The 14,912-nt window shown below is 69.0% G+C and carries 17 protein-coding genes; 10 read left to right on the forward strand and 7 right to left on the reverse strand.

Annotation, left to right across the window (positions count from 1 at the left end):
* Together ABD808_RS31880 and ABD808_RS31885 are read left to right on the forward strand one after the other, a co-directional pair.
* A partial coding sequence (locus tag ABD808_RS31880) for an alpha-glucosidase C-terminal domain-containing protein (RefSeq protein WP_344904802.1) occupies positions 1-312 on the forward strand: 312 nt, incomplete at its 5' end.
* Between the two features lie 2 nt (positions 313-314).
* Positions 315-1,733, forward strand: a complete 1,419-nt coding sequence (locus tag ABD808_RS31885) for a maltokinase N-terminal cap-like domain-containing protein (RefSeq protein WP_344904805.1) — start codon at positions 315-317, stop codon at positions 1,731-1,733.
* Positions 1,734-1,749: 16 nt separating this feature from the next.
* Here the strand turns inward: ABD808_RS31885 and ABD808_RS31890 are convergent, their stop codons facing one another.
* On the reverse strand, positions 1,750-2,514 hold the full coding sequence (locus ABD808_RS31890) for a GntR family transcriptional regulator (protein ID WP_344904807.1): 765 nt from the start codon (positions 2,512-2,514) through the stop codon (positions 1,750-1,752).
* A 205-nt stretch (positions 2,515-2,719) separates the two neighbouring features.
* Here ABD808_RS31890 and ABD808_RS31895 point away from each other — a divergent pair, with 205 nt between their 5' ends.
* The 3 genes from ABD808_RS31895 (at position 2,720) to ABD808_RS31905 (ending at position 5,948) form a co-directional block, all read left to right on the forward strand.
* Positions 2,720-2,938 (forward strand): hypothetical protein, encoded by a 219-nt coding sequence (locus tag ABD808_RS31895; RefSeq protein ID WP_344904810.1) that lies wholly within the window; start codon positions 2,720-2,722, stop codon positions 2,936-2,938.
* 409 nt (positions 2,939-3,347) lie between these two features.
* Positions 3,348-5,576: a 1,4-alpha-glucan branching protein GlgB gene (gene glgB, locus ABD808_RS31900; protein WP_344904814.1), complete on the forward strand. Its 2,229-nt coding sequence runs from the start codon at positions 3,348-3,350 to the stop codon at positions 5,574-5,576.
* Positions 5,577-5,585: 9 nt separating this feature from the next.
* Entirely contained in the window at positions 5,586-5,948 is a 363-nt protein-coding gene (locus tag ABD808_RS31905) for an ACT domain-containing protein (RefSeq protein ID WP_344904817.1), read from the forward strand.
* On the opposite strand, the gene ABD808_RS31910 is transcribed toward ABD808_RS31905, so the two are convergent.
* The gene (locus ABD808_RS31910; RefSeq protein ID WP_344904820.1) at positions 5,945-6,802 is read right to left on the reverse strand and encodes an NUDIX domain-containing protein; all 858 of its coding nucleotides are present in this window, start codon (positions 6,800-6,802) and stop codon (positions 5,945-5,947) included. The two genes, ABD808_RS31905 and ABD808_RS31910, sit on opposite strands and share 4 nt — an antisense overlap.
* Positions 6,803-6,891: 89 nt before the next feature.
* Here ABD808_RS31910 and ABD808_RS31915 point away from each other — a divergent pair, with 89 nt between their 5' ends.
* The 4 genes from ABD808_RS31915 (at position 6,892) to ABD808_RS31930 (ending at position 10,344) form a co-directional block, all read left to right on the forward strand.
* Positions 6,892-7,380: a PaaI family thioesterase gene (locus ABD808_RS31915; RefSeq protein ID WP_344904823.1), complete on the forward strand. Its 489-nt coding sequence runs from the start codon at positions 6,892-6,894 to the stop codon at positions 7,378-7,380.
* Positions 7,381-7,473: 93 nt separating this feature from the next.
* Positions 7,474-9,177 (forward strand): signal peptide peptidase SppA, encoded by a 1,704-nt coding sequence (gene sppA / locus ABD808_RS31920; protein WP_344904826.1) that lies wholly within the window; start codon positions 7,474-7,476, stop codon positions 9,175-9,177.
* Positions 9,174-9,662 (forward strand): flavin reductase family protein, encoded by a 489-nt coding sequence (locus tag ABD808_RS31925; protein ID WP_344905919.1) that lies wholly within the window; start codon positions 9,174-9,176, stop codon positions 9,660-9,662. Before sppA ends, ABD808_RS31925 begins: the two co-directional genes overlap by 4 nt.
* A 1-nt stretch (position 9,663) precedes the next feature.
* Complete coding sequence (locus tag ABD808_RS31930) at positions 9,664-10,344, forward strand: Uma2 family endonuclease (RefSeq protein ID WP_344904829.1); 681 nt, start codon at positions 9,664-9,666, stop codon at positions 10,342-10,344.
* Between the two features lie 79 nt (positions 10,345-10,423).
* On the opposite strand, the gene ABD808_RS31935 is transcribed toward ABD808_RS31930, so the two are convergent.
* From ABD808_RS31935 to ABD808_RS31955, 5 genes are all read right to left on the reverse strand, one after another.
* Positions 10,424-10,987 carry a Uma2 family endonuclease gene (locus ABD808_RS31935; RefSeq protein WP_344904832.1) on the reverse strand — a complete coding sequence of 188 codons (564 nt, stop codon included), beginning with the start codon at positions 10,985-10,987 and terminating at the stop codon, positions 10,424-10,426.
* Between the two features lie 224 nt (positions 10,988-11,211).
* Entirely contained in the window at positions 11,212-12,066 is an 855-nt protein-coding gene (locus ABD808_RS31940; protein WP_344904835.1) for a phosphotransferase, read from the reverse strand.
* Complete coding sequence (locus ABD808_RS31945) at positions 12,050-12,694, reverse strand: aldo-keto reductase family protein (protein WP_344904838.1); 645 nt, start codon at positions 12,692-12,694, stop codon at positions 12,050-12,052. The genes ABD808_RS31940 and ABD808_RS31945 overlap by 17 nt, the downstream gene beginning before the upstream one ends.
* Positions 12,663-13,829 (reverse strand): cupin domain-containing protein, encoded by a 1,167-nt coding sequence (locus ABD808_RS31950; RefSeq protein WP_344904841.1) that lies wholly within the window; start codon positions 13,827-13,829, stop codon positions 12,663-12,665. The genes ABD808_RS31945 and ABD808_RS31950 overlap by 32 nt, the downstream gene beginning before the upstream one ends.
* Positions 13,830-13,838: 9 nt before the next feature.
* The gene (locus ABD808_RS31955; protein ID WP_344904844.1) at positions 13,839-13,961 is read right to left on the reverse strand and encodes a hypothetical protein; all 123 of its coding nucleotides are present in this window, start codon (positions 13,959-13,961) and stop codon (positions 13,839-13,841) included.
* A 211-nt stretch (positions 13,962-14,172) separates the two neighbouring features.
* On the opposite strand from ABD808_RS31955, the gene ABD808_RS31960 reads away from it, so the two are divergent.
* Positions 14,173-14,898 (forward strand): hypothetical protein, encoded by a 726-nt coding sequence (locus ABD808_RS31960; protein ID WP_344904847.1) that lies wholly within the window; start codon positions 14,173-14,175, stop codon positions 14,896-14,898.
* Positions 14,899-14,912 lie beyond the last annotated feature (14 nt).

Raw genomic sequence — 14,912 nt, forward strand, 5'->3', positions numbered from 1 at the left:
GGCGTCGGCTCCTACGTCGAACTCTCCGCCTCCAACCCCTCCGTCCTCGCCTTCACCCGCGAGATGGAGAACGGCGAGGCCAATCAGTGGGGCGGGACGGACACCGTTCTCTGTGTGAACAACCTGTCGCGTTTCCCACAACCGGTGGAACTCGACCTGCGGCGTTTCCAGGAATGCAAGCCGATCGAGTGCATGGGCGGCGTTCAATTCCCTGCCATTGGCGAACTGCCCTACCTGATGACCCTTCCCGGGCACGGCTTCTACTGGTTCCTGTTGCCGCCGCCCGCTGAGCGCGCTCAGGGAGAGATGTAGCCGTGCCGCCGTCCGACCATGACCATTCCCTCGTCCAACTCCTGGCGGGTTGGCTGCCAAAGCAGCGGTGGTTCGGTGGCAAGGACGGCCCCATCGACGACCTCACCATCGACACCGCGACCCAACTACGCACCGGCGACCCCGTCCTACACCACCTCATCCTCGACGTCCACCAGAACGGCACCACCGACCACTACCAACTGCTCCTCGGCACCCGGCAGCACCTGCCCGACCGGCTCCGTCCCGTCGAGATCGGGAAGCCGACCGTCGGGCACGGCATCGACGGGCACGTCTACGACGCCGTCCACGATCCGGAACTCGCCCGGACGCTGCTCGCCGCCATGGCGGACGAGGCGACGGTCGGGCCCCTGCGGTTCCGCCGCGCGCCCGGCGCCGAACTGCGCACGGACCTGGACGGCATCCCCATCAGCGCCGAGCAGAGCAACACTTCGCTGGTGTTCGGGGACGCCTACATCTGCAAGCTGTTCCGCCGCCTCTCCCCCGGCGTCAACCCGGACCTGGAGGTCAACCTGGCACTCGCCCGGCAGGGCTCCCCGCACGTGCCCGCCGTGCACGGCTGGGTCGAGATGGAACCCGGCACGGGCGACGAACCGGTCACGCTGGCGCTCCTGTCGGAGTTCCTGCGCAGCGCGAGCGACGGCTGGCAACTCGCGCTCACCAGCGCCCGCGACTGGCTGGCGCAACCCTCGCAGCCCGGCCTCGCGGCGGACCTCGTGCCGGGCGACGCGGGCGGCGACTTCGCCGCCGAGGCCGAACGGCTCGGCGCCGCCACCGCCGAGGTGCACCGCGCCCTCGCCGCCGCCTTCGGCGAGACCCGCACACGGCCCGAGGACGTCCGGGACACCGTCTTCGCGATGAACGACCAGCTCGACCGGGTCAACGCCGCCGTCCCGGAGATCCGCCCGCACGCCCACGCGATCCGCGGGGCGTTCGACGCGCTCGCCGCGCGGGCGGAGGCGCTGACGGTCCAGCGCGTCCACGGCGACTACCACCTGGGCCAGGTGCTGCGCACCGACAGCGGCTGGACGCTGCTGGACTTCGAGGGCGAACCGGCCCGCACGCCCGCCGAGCGCCGGGCCCCCGCGCATCCCCTACGGGACGTCGCCGGAATGCTGCGCTCGTTCGAGTACGCCGCCCGGTTCCTCATCGCCCGGGACGCCGACCTGCCGCCCGACACGGCCGAGGCGCTGGAACTGCGCGCCCGCGCCTGGGCGGCGCGGAACCGCGCCGCGTTCCGCACCGGCTACGCGGCGGCGGGCGGGCCCGACCCGGACGCGAACGCGGCGCTGCTCCGGGCGTTCGAGTTCGACAAGGCCGTCTACGAGGTCCACTACGAGGCGCGGAACCGGCCGTCGTGGCTGCCCATCCCGCTGCGGTCGCTGGCCCACCTCGCCGAATGACCGTCCCCGGCGGCGGTCAGAGGTCGATGGAGTAGTCCAGGACGACGCGATCCGCCGGAAGCACGATGTCGCGGCACACCTCCATCACGTCGACGCGCGACAGCAGGCGGCGGGTGATCGCGAGGACCGGCACGCCCTCCGACATGCCGAGCGTCTCCGCCTCCTCGGGCGTCGGCATCCGGGAACGGACCGACTCCTCGACGCGGGTCGGCGGGTGGCCGAGATAGGCCAGCTGCGCGAGCGTCCCGCCGGGCCACGGCTCGCGCGCCGGATCGGAGACGGGCGTGTCCCCGACCAGCGCCCACGGCAGGTAGTTGACGGAGATCTGCTGCGGCTCGCCGCGCGAGTAGAACACGAACCGGCGGCGCAGCAACTCGGTGCCGGTCGGCAACTCGAACAGGGCGCCGAGGTCGTCGTCGGCCCGCACCCGGCTGAACTGGCGGTCGAGCCGGTACTCCTCCCAGGTGATCCGCTGGTCGCGGGTGAAGGTGGTCTCGGGGACGGCCATGGGCCTCGTCACCGCGCGGTAGCGATCCATCGCGACCCGGCGCGCGGGCGGGATCACCTTGACGAGCGTGCCGCCGCCGCGGCGCGTCTCGACGAGCCCCTCCCCGCGCAGCAGCGCGACGGCCTGCCGCACGACGATCTCGGAGACGCCGTGGACCTCGCACAGCTCGGCGATGGTCGGCAGCCGGGACCCCGGCGGAACGCTGCCGTCCCGGATCCCCTCACGCAGCGAGTCGGCGATGCGCAGGTAGGCGGGTCGGTCCGGCACCGGCATCACCTCATTCTTCTTCCAGGCGGGCCTCCGGTCGTTCGACCGGGTGTTCGACTCCGCGTTCGATCGTGGATCACTCCTCCTAGTGATCCATACCTTCCGCGCGCTATCCACAGGGGCATGGTCCGCTTACGGACAGCTTGACACCTCTAGGACCGAGTAAGACTTTTGTATACAGAAGAGCGGCCTCGGGGAAAGGACGACCTTGATGGGCGACTTCGAGGATCTGAAGGCGGCCATCGAGGGCGACTTCCCGGGCTGGCAGGTGTGGCGCAGTGACGCGGGACGCTGGTACGCGACCCGCAGCGGCGACCTCAGCGACGCCCAACTGCAAGCGGGATTCGCCATGACGGTGGCCGCGGACGACTCGGTCGGGCTTCGCCGCCTACTGCTCGAACAGACGCGCCAGGAGCGCGAGGAGAGGTGACGTGACGTCATCGGGAGAGGTCACCGGGAACGGTGCGGCCCGGTTCGCATGCGGGAGCGGGCCGGGCCGGGGCCTGCCGGTACGGCAGATACCTGTGGCGCTGGAGTGACATAGGAATAGAGCTCGCGGCGGTGTGGTCCATGTCACCGCTGGGGCCAGGTAGACGTGGCCGCACGGGCGGCGCATTCGGCGCGACCCCCTCGACAAAGAGTCGTGCCGCCCGTGCGACCGCACCACCGACACCCGTGCGCGGCGCTGTCGAAACCCGCGCGACCGCGCTGTCGGAACCGGCGCGTTTTCCCTGGAAGCGTCAAGCTCCTGGAAACAGGTGCGTCCGTGACGTGAGACCGGCGTATCTCGGGGCATCCCTACCCGGGTAAAAACTCGGGCGGACGGGAGACGCGAGGTCATGGCGAGGGTCACGCGCGCGGAGATCGACAGGCTGGTCGCGGGCGACCATCACGATCCGCATGGTTTGCTCGGCGCGCATCCCGGCCGGGGCGGTGTGACGGTCCGGGCGTTGCGGCCGCTCGCGGAGCGTGTCGAGGTCGTCCTGCCGAGCGGCGACCGGTACCCACTGCGCCACTTCCACGAGGGACTGTTCGTCGGGACGCTGCCCGAGGGCGCGTCGCTGGCGGGCGACGACGAGGACGAGGCGCCGCTCGCCGTCCCCGACTACCGGCTCGCCGTCACCTACGCGGACGGCGCCGAGGCGATCCAGGACGACCCGTACCGGCACGCGCCGACCCTGGGCGAACTGGACCTGCACCTGATCGGCGAGGGACGGCATGAGGAGCTGTGGCGGGCGCTCGGCGCGCGGGTCCGCAGCTATGTGTCGGCGTTCGGTTCGGTGGAGGGGACGACGTTCGCGGTGTGGGCGCCTACCGCGCGGGGCGTCCGCGTCGTCGGCGACTTCAACCACTGGGACGGCCGCGCGCACCCGATGCGGTCGCTCGGGTCCACCGGTATCTGGGAGTTGTTCGTTCCCGGCGTCGGCGACGGCATGTGCTACAAGTTCGAGATCCTCGGCGCGGACGGCGTACGGCGCGCCAAGGCCGACCCTATGGCGCGATGGACGGAACGTCCTCCGGCGACGGCGTCCCGCGTCTACACCTCGTCCTACGAATGGGACGACGGCACGTGGATGGACGCCCGCAAGGAGCACGAATGGGTGCACGAGCCCATGAGCGTGTACGAGGTGCATCTCGGTTCGTGGCGCCCGGGTCTCGGCTACAGGGAACTCGCGGACGAACTGACCGAGTACGTGCGCGACATGGGTTTCACGCACGTGGAGCTGCTGCCGGTCACCGAACACCCGTACGGGCCGTCCTGGGGCTACCAGGTGACGTCGTACTACGCGCCCACCTCCCGGTTCGGCAGCCCGGACGACTTCCGCCACCTGATCGACCGCCTGCACCAGGCCGGTATAGGCGTCCTCATGGACTGGGTTCCCGCGCATTTCCCCAAGGACGAATGGGCCCTGGCCCGTTTCGACGGCACCGCCCTATACGAACACGACGATCCGGCACGGGGCGAACACCCCGACTGGGGGACGCTTGTGTTCAACTACGGCCGCGCCGAGGTTCGCAACTTCCTGGTGGCGAACGCTTCGTACTGGCTGGAGGAGTTCCACATCGACGGGCTGCGCGTCGACGCCGTCGCCTCGATGCTGTACCTCGACTACTCCCGCGAAGAAGGCGAGTGGACGCCCAACGTGTACGGGGGTCGCGAGAACCTGGAGGCCATCTCGTTCCTCCAGGAGATGAACGCGACCGTATACAAGCGGAACCCAGGTGTCGTGACGGTCGCGGAGGAGTCCACGGCATGGCCCGGCGTGACCCGTCCGACGCATCTCGGCGGTCTCGGGTTCGGGTTCAAGTGGAACATGGGGTGGATGCACGACACGCTCGAATATCTGCGTCACGAGGCAGTGTTCCGGCACTACCACCACAACGAGATCACGTTCTCTTTGGTGTACGCCTTCTCGGAGAACTACGTCCTGCCGCTGTCGCACGACGAGGTCGTCCACGGCAAGGGTTCGCTGTTGAGCAAGATGCCGGGCGACGCCTGGCAGCAGTTCGCCGGGCTGCGCGCCCTCCTCGCCTACATGTGGTCGCATCCCGGCAAGCAACTGCTGTTCATGGGTCAGGAGTTCGGGCAGGGCGCCGAATGGGCGGAGGAACGTCCGCTCGACTGGTGGCTGCTGGAGAACGCCGCCGAGGGCGCCCACCACCTGGGGATGCAGAAACTCGTCCGCGGCCTGAACCGGACCTACCGCGACCAACCCGCGCTGTGGACGCGCGACAGCGACCATGAGGCGTTCCGTTGGATCGACGGCAACGACGCGGGCGGCAACACTCTTTCCTACCTGCGCTACGGAGCGACCAAGGGCGACACGTCTCCCGTGATGGCGTGCGTGGTCAATTTCGCCGGAAACCCACACGAGGACTACCGGCTAGGGCTGCCCCGTGAGGGTGGCTGGCGCGAGATCGTCAACACCGACTCCTACGACTACGGCGGCAGTGGTGTCGGCAACCTGGGACGGGTCGAAGCGACCGCCGAGCCTTGGCACGGGCTGCCCGCGTCCACGGTGCTGCGGGTTCCGCCTCTGGGCGCGGTGTGGCTCGTCCCTGAATAGGGTGTCGGGGTGACCACCGCGCAACGCCTGCACATCGTCCCGTCCCAGTTTCTGGTGCAGCACATCCCGAACGTGACGTTTCCCGAGGACGACGAGTGGATCGCGCTGGTCCGCGCCCCCGAGGGACTGACCGTCGTCAGGGAGGCGTCACCGTTCAGTGAGGCGGAACGCTGGGTCGGCTTCTACGGCGACGCCGGTCACGGGCTGGATCTGCCGGGGATGTTGGCCGCGGTCGTCGGCCCGCTCGCCGACGCGGGAGTTCCCGTCTTCGTCGCGTCGACCTACCACGCCGATCTCGTCCTCGTCCCGGAACACCGGCTGAAGGACGCGACCGCCGCCCTCCTCGACGCCGGTCACCGCGTGGAGAACTAGAGCCGGTCGAGGAGCCAGCGGGGACCCGTCACGGTCGCCCCGGCGGCCTCGCAGCGGCTCCGTAGCTCCCGGTCGGCCGTCACCACGAGGTTCACGGTGTCAGGCCCGGCGTCCCGCACGACGTCGACGATCTGGTCGTCGCCGCTGCCCGGCGCCGCCACGACCCGCACCCCGTCCGCGGGCTCGTCGGCGACACGCCGCGCCGCGCCCTCCACCACCAGGACCACCTCGGGGAAGCAGCGGTCGAACGACACGAGCCCGTCCGGCATGCCCAGGACGCCCGCGTTGAGCGCCTTCAGATCGTCGCGGAGGCGCGCGTTAGCACCGGCCCGGTCCTTCCACCAGCCGTCGGCGCGGGCGCCCACGACGTTCGCCGCGTCCACGACCAGGACGACACCCTTCATCGCCTCCCGCAGCAGGGGCCAGGACCGCGCGAACGGCGCGAACAGCTTCCGGTCGACGACGTCCTCGGCGCGAACCCACTCCGCGTCGCGCGTCTCCCTCGACGCGGGTTCGACGGGAAGTTGCTCTGACAGGGAACCCATGACGGAGGTGAACGACCAGCCACCGTGGTCTTCGACCCTCGTGCCGTGCACGTCCACGGCCGTCACGTCGAGCGTGCATTCCTCGGACGTCTCCCGGAGCGCCCCCATCACGGCGTCCTCATGGCTGTGCAGCGCGCCGCCGAACATGCCCCACGTCCCGCCACCGATGCCCCACCACGCGCGCTGCTGCAACAGCACCCACACCTGCCCGGCGTCGTCGCGCTGGTAGGCCAGCAGACCCGCCGCGCCGAACCGCCCCCAGTGCGTGTGCCCAAGGCCGCAGCCGGCCCATCCGTCCCCGTCGCCCATCCTTCGACGATATCCGTGAGGAACCGCACAGTCCCCCGGACGGCGGCACCGAATACCATTCGAGGAGTCGTCATGATCAGGGGGAACGAGTGAGCGTCGAGACGGGCCCGCAGCTGGACCAGCGGCTGATCGACCTGTGGAACACCCTGTCCGGCGCCGAGCTGCTCCAGGCCATGGCCGACGGCACGGTGCCGGAGATCTCCCATGTCAGCAGGCATCTCAGGCAGATCGTGACGGGCGCCGAGCCGGGCCGCGTCGACATCTCCTGGACGCCGACCGCGGACCTGTGCAACCCGGGGAACGTCGTCCACGGCGGCTACATCGCGATGATCCTCGACAACGCGGCGTGCATGGCGGCGAGCAGCACCTTCGAGCGCTTCACGCCGATGCTGACGCTGAGCCTGAACGTCGACTACCTGCGGGCCGTCAACGCCGACGAGACGTACACGGTCACCGGCACCTGCCTGCATCCCGGCAGCACCCGCATGGTCTCCAACGCCCTGATCCACGACGCGGAGGGACGCCCCGTGGCGCAGGCCACCGCAAGCGTCATTCCCAACAAGGCGTTCATGCCCTAGTACGGGCACGCTCCAGCACGGGCACTCCTTGACGCGAGGACGCTCCAGCACGGCCGAAGGGGCGCCGGGGGCCCGACCGCATAGGGTGGGCCCATGGTGGATCCCGGCACAGTCGTCAACGCGATCAAGCAGGCCCGCGACCGGCGGACGGCCCCGCTGATCCTCGAACTCGACCTCACCGACGGCATCATGGAGACCGCGCCGTCCGACCCGATCTCCGCGCTCATGTCCATGCGCCGCACCGGGCTGCGCGACGTCCTGGACGGCCTGCGCCGCGCCCGCTCCGACACGCGCGTGCGCGCCCTTGTCGTGAAAGTCTCCGGCGGGATGGGGCTGGCGCTCGTCCAGGAACTGCGCGAGGCCGTCCAGGCCCTGCGGGACGCGGGCAAGCTGACCGTCGCATGGGCGGAGACGTTCGGCGAGGGCGGACGCGGCACCATCCCCTACTACCTGGCGACCGGCTTCGACAAGGTGTACCTCCAGCCGACCGGCGAGGTCGGGCTGACCGGCGTCGCGATCGAGGAGCCGTTCCTCGCGGGCGCGCTGGAGAAGGCGGGCGTCCAGCCGAGGTTCGCCAAGCGCCACGAGTACAAGACCATGGCGAACACGTTCATGGAGAAGGCGTACACCCCCGAGCACGAGGAGTCGTCGCGGCGCCTCGTCGCGTCGATCGGCGAGCAGGTCACCGCCGGGATCGCCGCGGGACGCGGCCTCCAGCCGGACCGGGTCCGCGAGCTCACCGACCGGGGCCCGCTCCTCGCCGACGAGGCCCTGGAGGAGAACCTGGTCGACCGCCTCGCCTACCGCGACGAGGTGTACGCCGACCTGCGCACCGAGTTCGGCGAAGAGGCCCAGCTCCGCTACGTCGCCCGTTACAACCGTTCGCACGGCCTAGCGGGACGGCTCCCGCATCCCGGCCGCCAGGACACGGTCGCGCTGATCAACGGGCACGGCCCGATCCGGCTCGGCCGCAGCGGCCGGGGCGGCCCGCTCCCGAACTCCGGCCCCACGATGGGCTCGGACACGATCGGCGCCGCGTTCCGCGCCGCCGTGAAGGACGACCGGGTCAAGGCGATCGTGTTCCGCGTCAACAGCCCCGGCGGCTCCGCCGTCGCGTCCGACGCGATCTGGCGGGAGGTCGTGCTGGCCCGCCGCGCCGGCAAACCCGTGATCGTCTCCATGGGCAACGTCGCCGCGTCCGGCGGCTACTACGTGGCGATGGGCGCCGACGCGATCGTCGCGCAGCCCGGCACGCTCACCGGCTCGATCGGCGTCGTCGCCGGGAAGGCCGTGGTGAACGGCCTGCTCGACCGCGTCGGCATCACGTTCGGCACCGTCGCGGACGGCGACCACGCCCGCATGTTCAGCGCCACCAAGGACTTCAGCGACTCCGAGTGGGAGCGCGTCAACGCCGCCCTCGACCGGATCTACGACGACTTCACCGCGAAGGTCGCCGAGGGCCGCGACCTGTCCCGCGACCGCGTCCACGAGCTGGCGCGGGGCCGCGTCTGGACGGGCGCCGACGCCCGCGAGCACGGCCTCGTCGACGAGTTGGGCGGCATCGACACGGCCCTCGACCTGGCGCGTAAGAAGTCCGGCCTGCCCACCGACGCGCCGATCCGGCTCTACCCGCACACGTCGCCGCTGGAGCGGCTCCGCCAGCCGGAGTCCAGCGAGGACCGCGCCGCCGCGTCCGCCCGCTTCGACGCCTGGGGCTCCCTCGGCGGCCTCGCCGCCCGGCTCGGCCTTCCGGCCGCCGGTCCGCTGACCCTCCCCGGCACCTGGGAGATCCGCTGACCGGCGTCCCCGACTTCGTCGACGCCGTCGCGGGCTTCGCCACGGGCGTGGTCGTGCTGACCGTCCGCGACGGCCGCGACGACCTCGGCACCACCGTGACCTCGTTCATGTCGGTGTCCCTCGACCCCCCACTGGTCGTAGCGGGCGTGGCCACGTCCTCCTACCTCACGGAGGTCCTGACCCGCCAGCCCCGCTGGGCCGCGACCGTCCTGTCCGCAAGCCAACGCGCCCTGGCAGGCCGCTTCGCGTCCGAAGGCCGCCCAAGCGCCCGCATCCTCCTCGCGAGCACCCCGCACCACCGCGGCGAGCACTCGGACGCACTCATCCCCGAACTAGGGCAATTCGCCATAGAATGCGAAACCCGCCAAACGATCGACGCCGGTGACCACACCCTTTTCGTCGCCGAGACCCTCTCCACGGACTACATTACTCAACAGCAAATACCCCTAATAAGAGTCAACCGCCGTTATCTAGAGGACAATTAGCATGCCGGACCACGACGATGACGACATGACGATCATTCCACGCCACGACGATGACGCCATGCCGACGAGTCGGCCGGTACGACTCCACCCGATGACCCTGGACGAGTACCTCGAACTCGACGAGGACGTCCGGCGCAGTTCCGAGATAGTCGAAGGGAGTCTGGTCCCTCGCGAGCCGCGCGAGCGACCGCATCAGAAGACGGCGTTCCGGCTCGCGAACGCCTTTGAGGCCGCCGTACTCAAGTACAGGTCGGCGCACTCCGGGTCCACCGCACCGTGCTACGAGGTCAACACCGAGGTACCTCTCCAGTTGTGGGAGGTTCCCCTGACCATTCGCATCCCTGACGCGATCGTGCACCGCTGTCGCGAGCAGTTCGAGCGGCTCGACGCGGCGGACGCGATCATCATCGCCGAGGTGATCTCGCGCTGGTCGCAGTCACGCGACCGCATCCACAAGATGGGCGAGTACGCGAAATCCGGAATCCCCCATTACCTCATTGTGCAGTTCGATGAGCGCGGCGCGACCATCGTGGAGCACTACGCCCTCATGTCACCGGACCACCTCACCTACTCTCAAATCAGTGTCAATCACCGTGATCGGGATATCTGGGCGCTGAACATCAGCATCCCCTTCGACATTCAGATCAGCTGGCAAGAACTCGACATCATTCTTCCCAGCTGACCCGAATATGGGGCTGCGGGGGCGTCGGCGCACCAGGACCGGGATGCGCGGGTCTGGAGGAGGTCGGCCGACGGATGGCCTAAAAGTCGTGGGTGGGGAGGACGCCTTCGAGGGGGGCCGGGATGGGGAGGTCTTCGCCGAGGGTGGTGGACGCGCTGTGGGTGTAGTCGTCGCCGCGTGGCTCAGAAAAGATCGTGGCCTTGCCGTCCAGGCGGTCGATCAGTAGGTACAGCGGGATGTCAGCGGCGGCGTAGCCCCGGCGTTTGGGCCCACGGTCGCGTTCGGCGCCCTTGCGGTTACCCCTTCGGTCGGAGGTCACCTCCAGGACCATCGACACGCCATCGGGTTTGCTGTGCCATTCCTGCCACGCGAACGCGCCCTTGGGGGCTGCGATGCCGTCAGGAACGTACTCGCCTTCTGGGCTGATCAACGTCAGGTTGCGGTGCAGCCTCAGGCCGTGGACGTCCCGTACCCAGTCGTCGACGGCCACGATGATGGTCTCATGCTGCCCGTCGTGGGGCGGTGACACGATGATTTCTCCATCTACAAGTTCGGCTCGGAAGCCGGGCATGACGTCGAGCGCGGCGAACGCCTCGCGCAGATCGTCACGAACGATCGACGGCTCCTCCGGCATTGCCGTCATCGGGTTCTCCTTGCAGTGGGGTACCTCGTGTCCAACCTAGCAGCGAGGCCATGGCGCAACGGTGGGGCTGCGGTCGCCAGGCGAGTATCAGCCGATGTCACAGGTGGGTGGGGCGAAGGGCGACGAAAGTTGCGTGGAGGGGACGTGCGGCGGTCGGGCGCGGAGGGTCGTCCTTGCGTGGGTTGGTCGTCGCTGGGACCGTGCGCAGGAGCCCAGAGGCTGCGCTAGTAGGCCAGCAGCCGCTGCGCGTTCTGTCGGACGTGGGGGGCGAGGCGGGCGTGGACGGGGTCGCGGTCGGCGGCTTGCAGGAGGATGGCCGCGACGACGAGTTCCGCGAGGCGGCCTTCTGGTGTCTCAAGGATGTCGGTGAAGACGTCGCGGACGCGGGCCGCGAGTTCTGGGACGGGCAGGGAGTGGGCGTGGAGGTGGGCGGCGTCGAATCCGTGCGGGCCGGGGCCGAAGCCTTCCCAGTCAAGGATGGTCAGGTCCGGGCCGGTGAGGTTGGCCCAGTGCAGGTCGCCGTGGGCGAGGGTCCAGTGGCGGACGGTGGTGTCAACGCCTGTGTCGCCGAGGTAGCGGGGGATGGTGCGGTGTATGTAGTCCTGGGTGATGACGTGTGGGCGGCCTTCCGGCACCGGTGTGGTCGCGACCGTTTCCGTAGCCCACCGCAATCGTGACCACCAGGGGCCCGGTAGAGCGATGTGTCCGGTGAGGTCTGGGGAAGAGGAACAAACGGGTGCCATCACGTATGTGCTGAGTTCGGCCCGGTTGGCGTACGGCTCGTGCGCCCAATCGACTGAGTCGAGTAGCCGGGGCCGTGGGATGTCCATCGGCAGCGTGGTGGCGGCTTCCTCGGTGCCGGTCCAGAGCTTTCCGCCCTCCTTGCCCAGCGGCACCTCCAGCACACGGAGCCAGGCCTTGCCGTTGGACGTTGTGACGGGGGCGCCGAGGGTTCTTCCGTTGTGGCCCCAGGTTTTGGCCGCACCGGATATGAGCGAGCATCCGAGCCGGACTGCCGCGTTGGTGAAGGCGGCGTGCATGCGTTCACGGACGTCGGGATCGTCAGGCTCGGAGAACATGGCAGATGTCCTGGAGACGTGTGGGTGGGATGGCTGGGGACTGGAAGGCACGGCCAGCCTCTTGCCAGTGTGCCGTGGTTGAGGCCGACAGCAGAACTCCAGCGAGCCCCGGCGTGGAAGCCACCACCGACAGCGCGGCGGCGACACGCGAGAAGCCGGGATTGATGAACTCGGCCAGGTCATAACTGACCAGGTCGACGAGTTCGCCGCCGTTCAGTGGCGCGGAGGCCCACACCTCCAGACCAACCCCGGCGGCCGCCGCGATGGGACCGGAGCCGTGCAGGGCTTCGGCGACGGGCGCGAGTTCGATGAGGCTTACGGGAAGTTGGATCGCCCGCAGATGGGTTCGGGCGCTTCCCGCCGCCTGTTGCGCCGCGGTGACGAGGTCATGAATGGTGAAGGCGCCGCTGGTGAACCCGCTCCACGTGGCGATGCCGTAGCAGGTGATGTCGCCCTGATGGGCGGCCTCCTCGAAGATCGTGAACGCTCGGGTGATCTGCTTGAGCAGTCGTCTGCGGTCGCCGTGCGCGTCGTGTTCGGGATTGTGCAGATACAGCAGGTCGAGCCGTTCCCGGCCCAGCTCGGTGATGTTGGTGCTAATGCGGTGTTGCAGGTAGGCGGGCGACAAGGAGTGGCAGTGAGCGGCCTCTTCGGAGGTGATGAAGACCCGCCCGGCGAGCGGCCCGGGCTTGCCGCCGGGTCATGTACCCGGCCTTGGTGGAGATGCGCAGGCCAGGGTGATCGGTGAGCAGACCGGCCAAAACTGTGGTCTGCTCGGTGCGGTGCAGTACGGCCCGGGGCGCCACCAGCCGGACGAGGAGATCGGGATCGTCCGGGAGCCGCGCGTGCACAGCGTGTGGCAACGAGAAGCCACCATGAGTCCCGTGGGCAGCATCACGCGCGGCCAGGTAAGAATCGATCACCGCCGGGTCGTTGAGGCGCTCGGTCAGAAGCTCGCGCATCTCATGGCGCCAGGCCGTCCGGGCGTCCCGGTCGGCCAGGCGGGGGATGTCGGCGCGGACGGATGGCTGTGCGCGGAGGTCATCCACCAGCCATGACAGCAGGTCAACACCGGTGTGCGTGGACAACCCGCAGGTCAGGTGAAGGGACGGGTGTCCGGTGGACGCGGCGGCGGCATGCCACCAGCCTCGCGGGACGTGCAAGGCGTCCCCGGTCTGAAGGACGAACTCGTCGATCGGGTACTCGGGTGGTGTGTCGTCGAACTCGACATCTCGATACAGCGGAGCGGGACGAGTTGGGCCGTAGATCCGCCATCGTTTGGCGCCGGATACCTGTAGGACGATGACGTCATGGTCGTCCCAGTGGACGCCGAAGCCTTCTTTCGCTGTCCAGGATGCGTAGGCGTTGACCTGCACGCTCATCCGAAGTTGGCGCTCGAGTGCGCTCGCCACGGCGCGGATCGGCGGATGCATCTCCCCGATCGCGTCCAAGACCAGTGTCGCGCCGTTGCGAAGTTGCTGGGCGACGAGGTGGGGCTGGGGGGCTTCCCACGGCGGCATGCGCCGGTACGTCCGGCGCTGGCAGTACTCCGTTGCGGGGATGGTGGCACCGTCAGCAGACAAGCGCAGTCGTGGCGGTTCCAGTCGATGGGTGTCCAGGAGCCGGTTCATCGCCGTCCAGGTCAGCAGGTCGGCGAACCGCTCTCGGTCGGCGGCCGGGGCAGGGTAGACCCGGTGGGTGCGGCCCAGGTCCTGGGCGAGGAACCGTTCCCCGCCCAGGACCTCGACAATCAAGTCGATCACGATCGCCGGTCAGCCGTCGTTGAGGTCGGACTTGCCGGTGCCCCCGCCGTCAGATGGCTGAGCAGCGCGTCCGCGTGCCGCGACGATCTTCTCCACGACCACCACCAGGCCGCCGTCCTTGCTACTGTCCACTGTGGCTCTCCCTTCCTTCCGCCTGCCTCCAGATGGCCGGCTGTCGGGTCCAACCTTGTGGCAGTCGGCGCAGTTGGAACAGTGACCGAGTCCGCGGCTTGTTCCCGTGGAACCAGCCCACGGACACGCACCGCAAATCGCCGCCGCGCATGGGCTGCGCGCCGCTACTCTCTGGAAGAGGCCTTTCGGTGAGTCAGGGACGAACAGTGACGTGACCAGGCGCAGGTATTTCGATCCCGGAGCTGTCTCTGTGGGATTCTGGTGCCGCGACGACGTCGCGCAGGCCCTCACCCATCGCGATATCGGTCGGCTTTTCCGGCTCTTCCTCGGTCAATTCACCGAGTGCACCCAGACTCAACTGGCGTTACTCACTCAGCATGATCGCTCTGACATCTCCAACTGGGTGCGGGGTACTCGCCAGGGCCGAGTCTCCGACATCGAGGTGCTCACCCGTATCGCGGACGGCCTGCAACTCCCCGATCAAGCCCGGCTCCTGCTCGGACTCGCCCCAGCCGGTTCCTCCATGGCCGGTCCGAATCCGGCCGTTCCCCACCAACGTGCGGACGCCCGTGCCGAAGGCACGGCGACCTCCACCGCACCCGTGCACGTGGCAATCTGCGGTAGCAGAACCCCCGACACCGACTCCTCTGTGATCAACGCCGCCGTCCGGTGCCTCGCCCGTCTCGTAATGAGCCGGGGCTATCGAGTCAATCATGGTCCCGTTGGGGTGGGCATTGAGGTCATGACCTACATTGCCGACCACTACCGTCCCCCCGAAATTTCCCTGGCCATCGGGCTGTTCGGTCACCGCAACGGTTCTACCACCAAGCGGCCCGCGACCCTCGTCTCCGCACCTGGCTGGACGAGAAGCAGTTCGCCGCACTCAACTCCTACGCGGACCCAGGCGAGGACTTCGTCCGTCTCCTCGAGCACCTGATCAACAACGACTCT

The sequence above is a fragment of the Actinomadura meridiana genome (assembly GCF_039537545.1).
Taxonomy (GTDB): Bacteria; Actinomycetota; Actinomycetes; order Streptosporangiales; family Streptosporangiaceae; genus Spirillospora; species Spirillospora meridiana.

Excerpts from the sequence above, each read along its gene's own strand:
- ABD808_RS31890 (WP_344904807.1), bottom strand. The coding sequence starts at position 2,514 with ATGCCGGTGCCGGACCGACCCGCCTACCTGCGCATCGCCGACTCGCTG.
- ABD808_RS31895 (WP_344904810.1), top strand. The coding sequence starts at position 2,720 with ATGGGCGACTTCGAGGATCTGAAGGCGGCCATCGAGGGCGACTTCCCG.
- glgB (WP_344904814.1), top strand. The coding sequence starts at position 3,348 with ATGGCGAGGGTCACGCGCGCGGAGATCGACAGGCTGGTCGCGGGCGAC.
- ABD808_RS31910 (WP_344904820.1), bottom strand. The coding sequence starts at position 6,802 with ATGGGCGACGGGGACGGATGGGCCGGCTGCGGCCTTGGGCACACGCAC.
- sppA (WP_344904826.1), top strand. The coding sequence starts at position 7,474 with ATGGTGGATCCCGGCACAGTCGTCAACGCGATCAAGCAGGCCCGCGAC.
- ABD808_RS31930 (WP_344904829.1), top strand. The coding sequence starts at position 9,664 with ATGCCGGACCACGACGATGACGACATGACGATCATTCCACGCCACGAC.
- ABD808_RS31935 (WP_344904832.1), bottom strand. The coding sequence starts at position 10,987 with ATGACGGCAATGCCGGAGGAGCCGTCGATCGTTCGTGACGATCTGCGC.
- ABD808_RS31940 (WP_344904835.1), bottom strand. The coding sequence starts at position 12,066 with ATGTTCTCCGAGCCTGACGATCCCGACGTCCGTGAACGCATGCACGCC.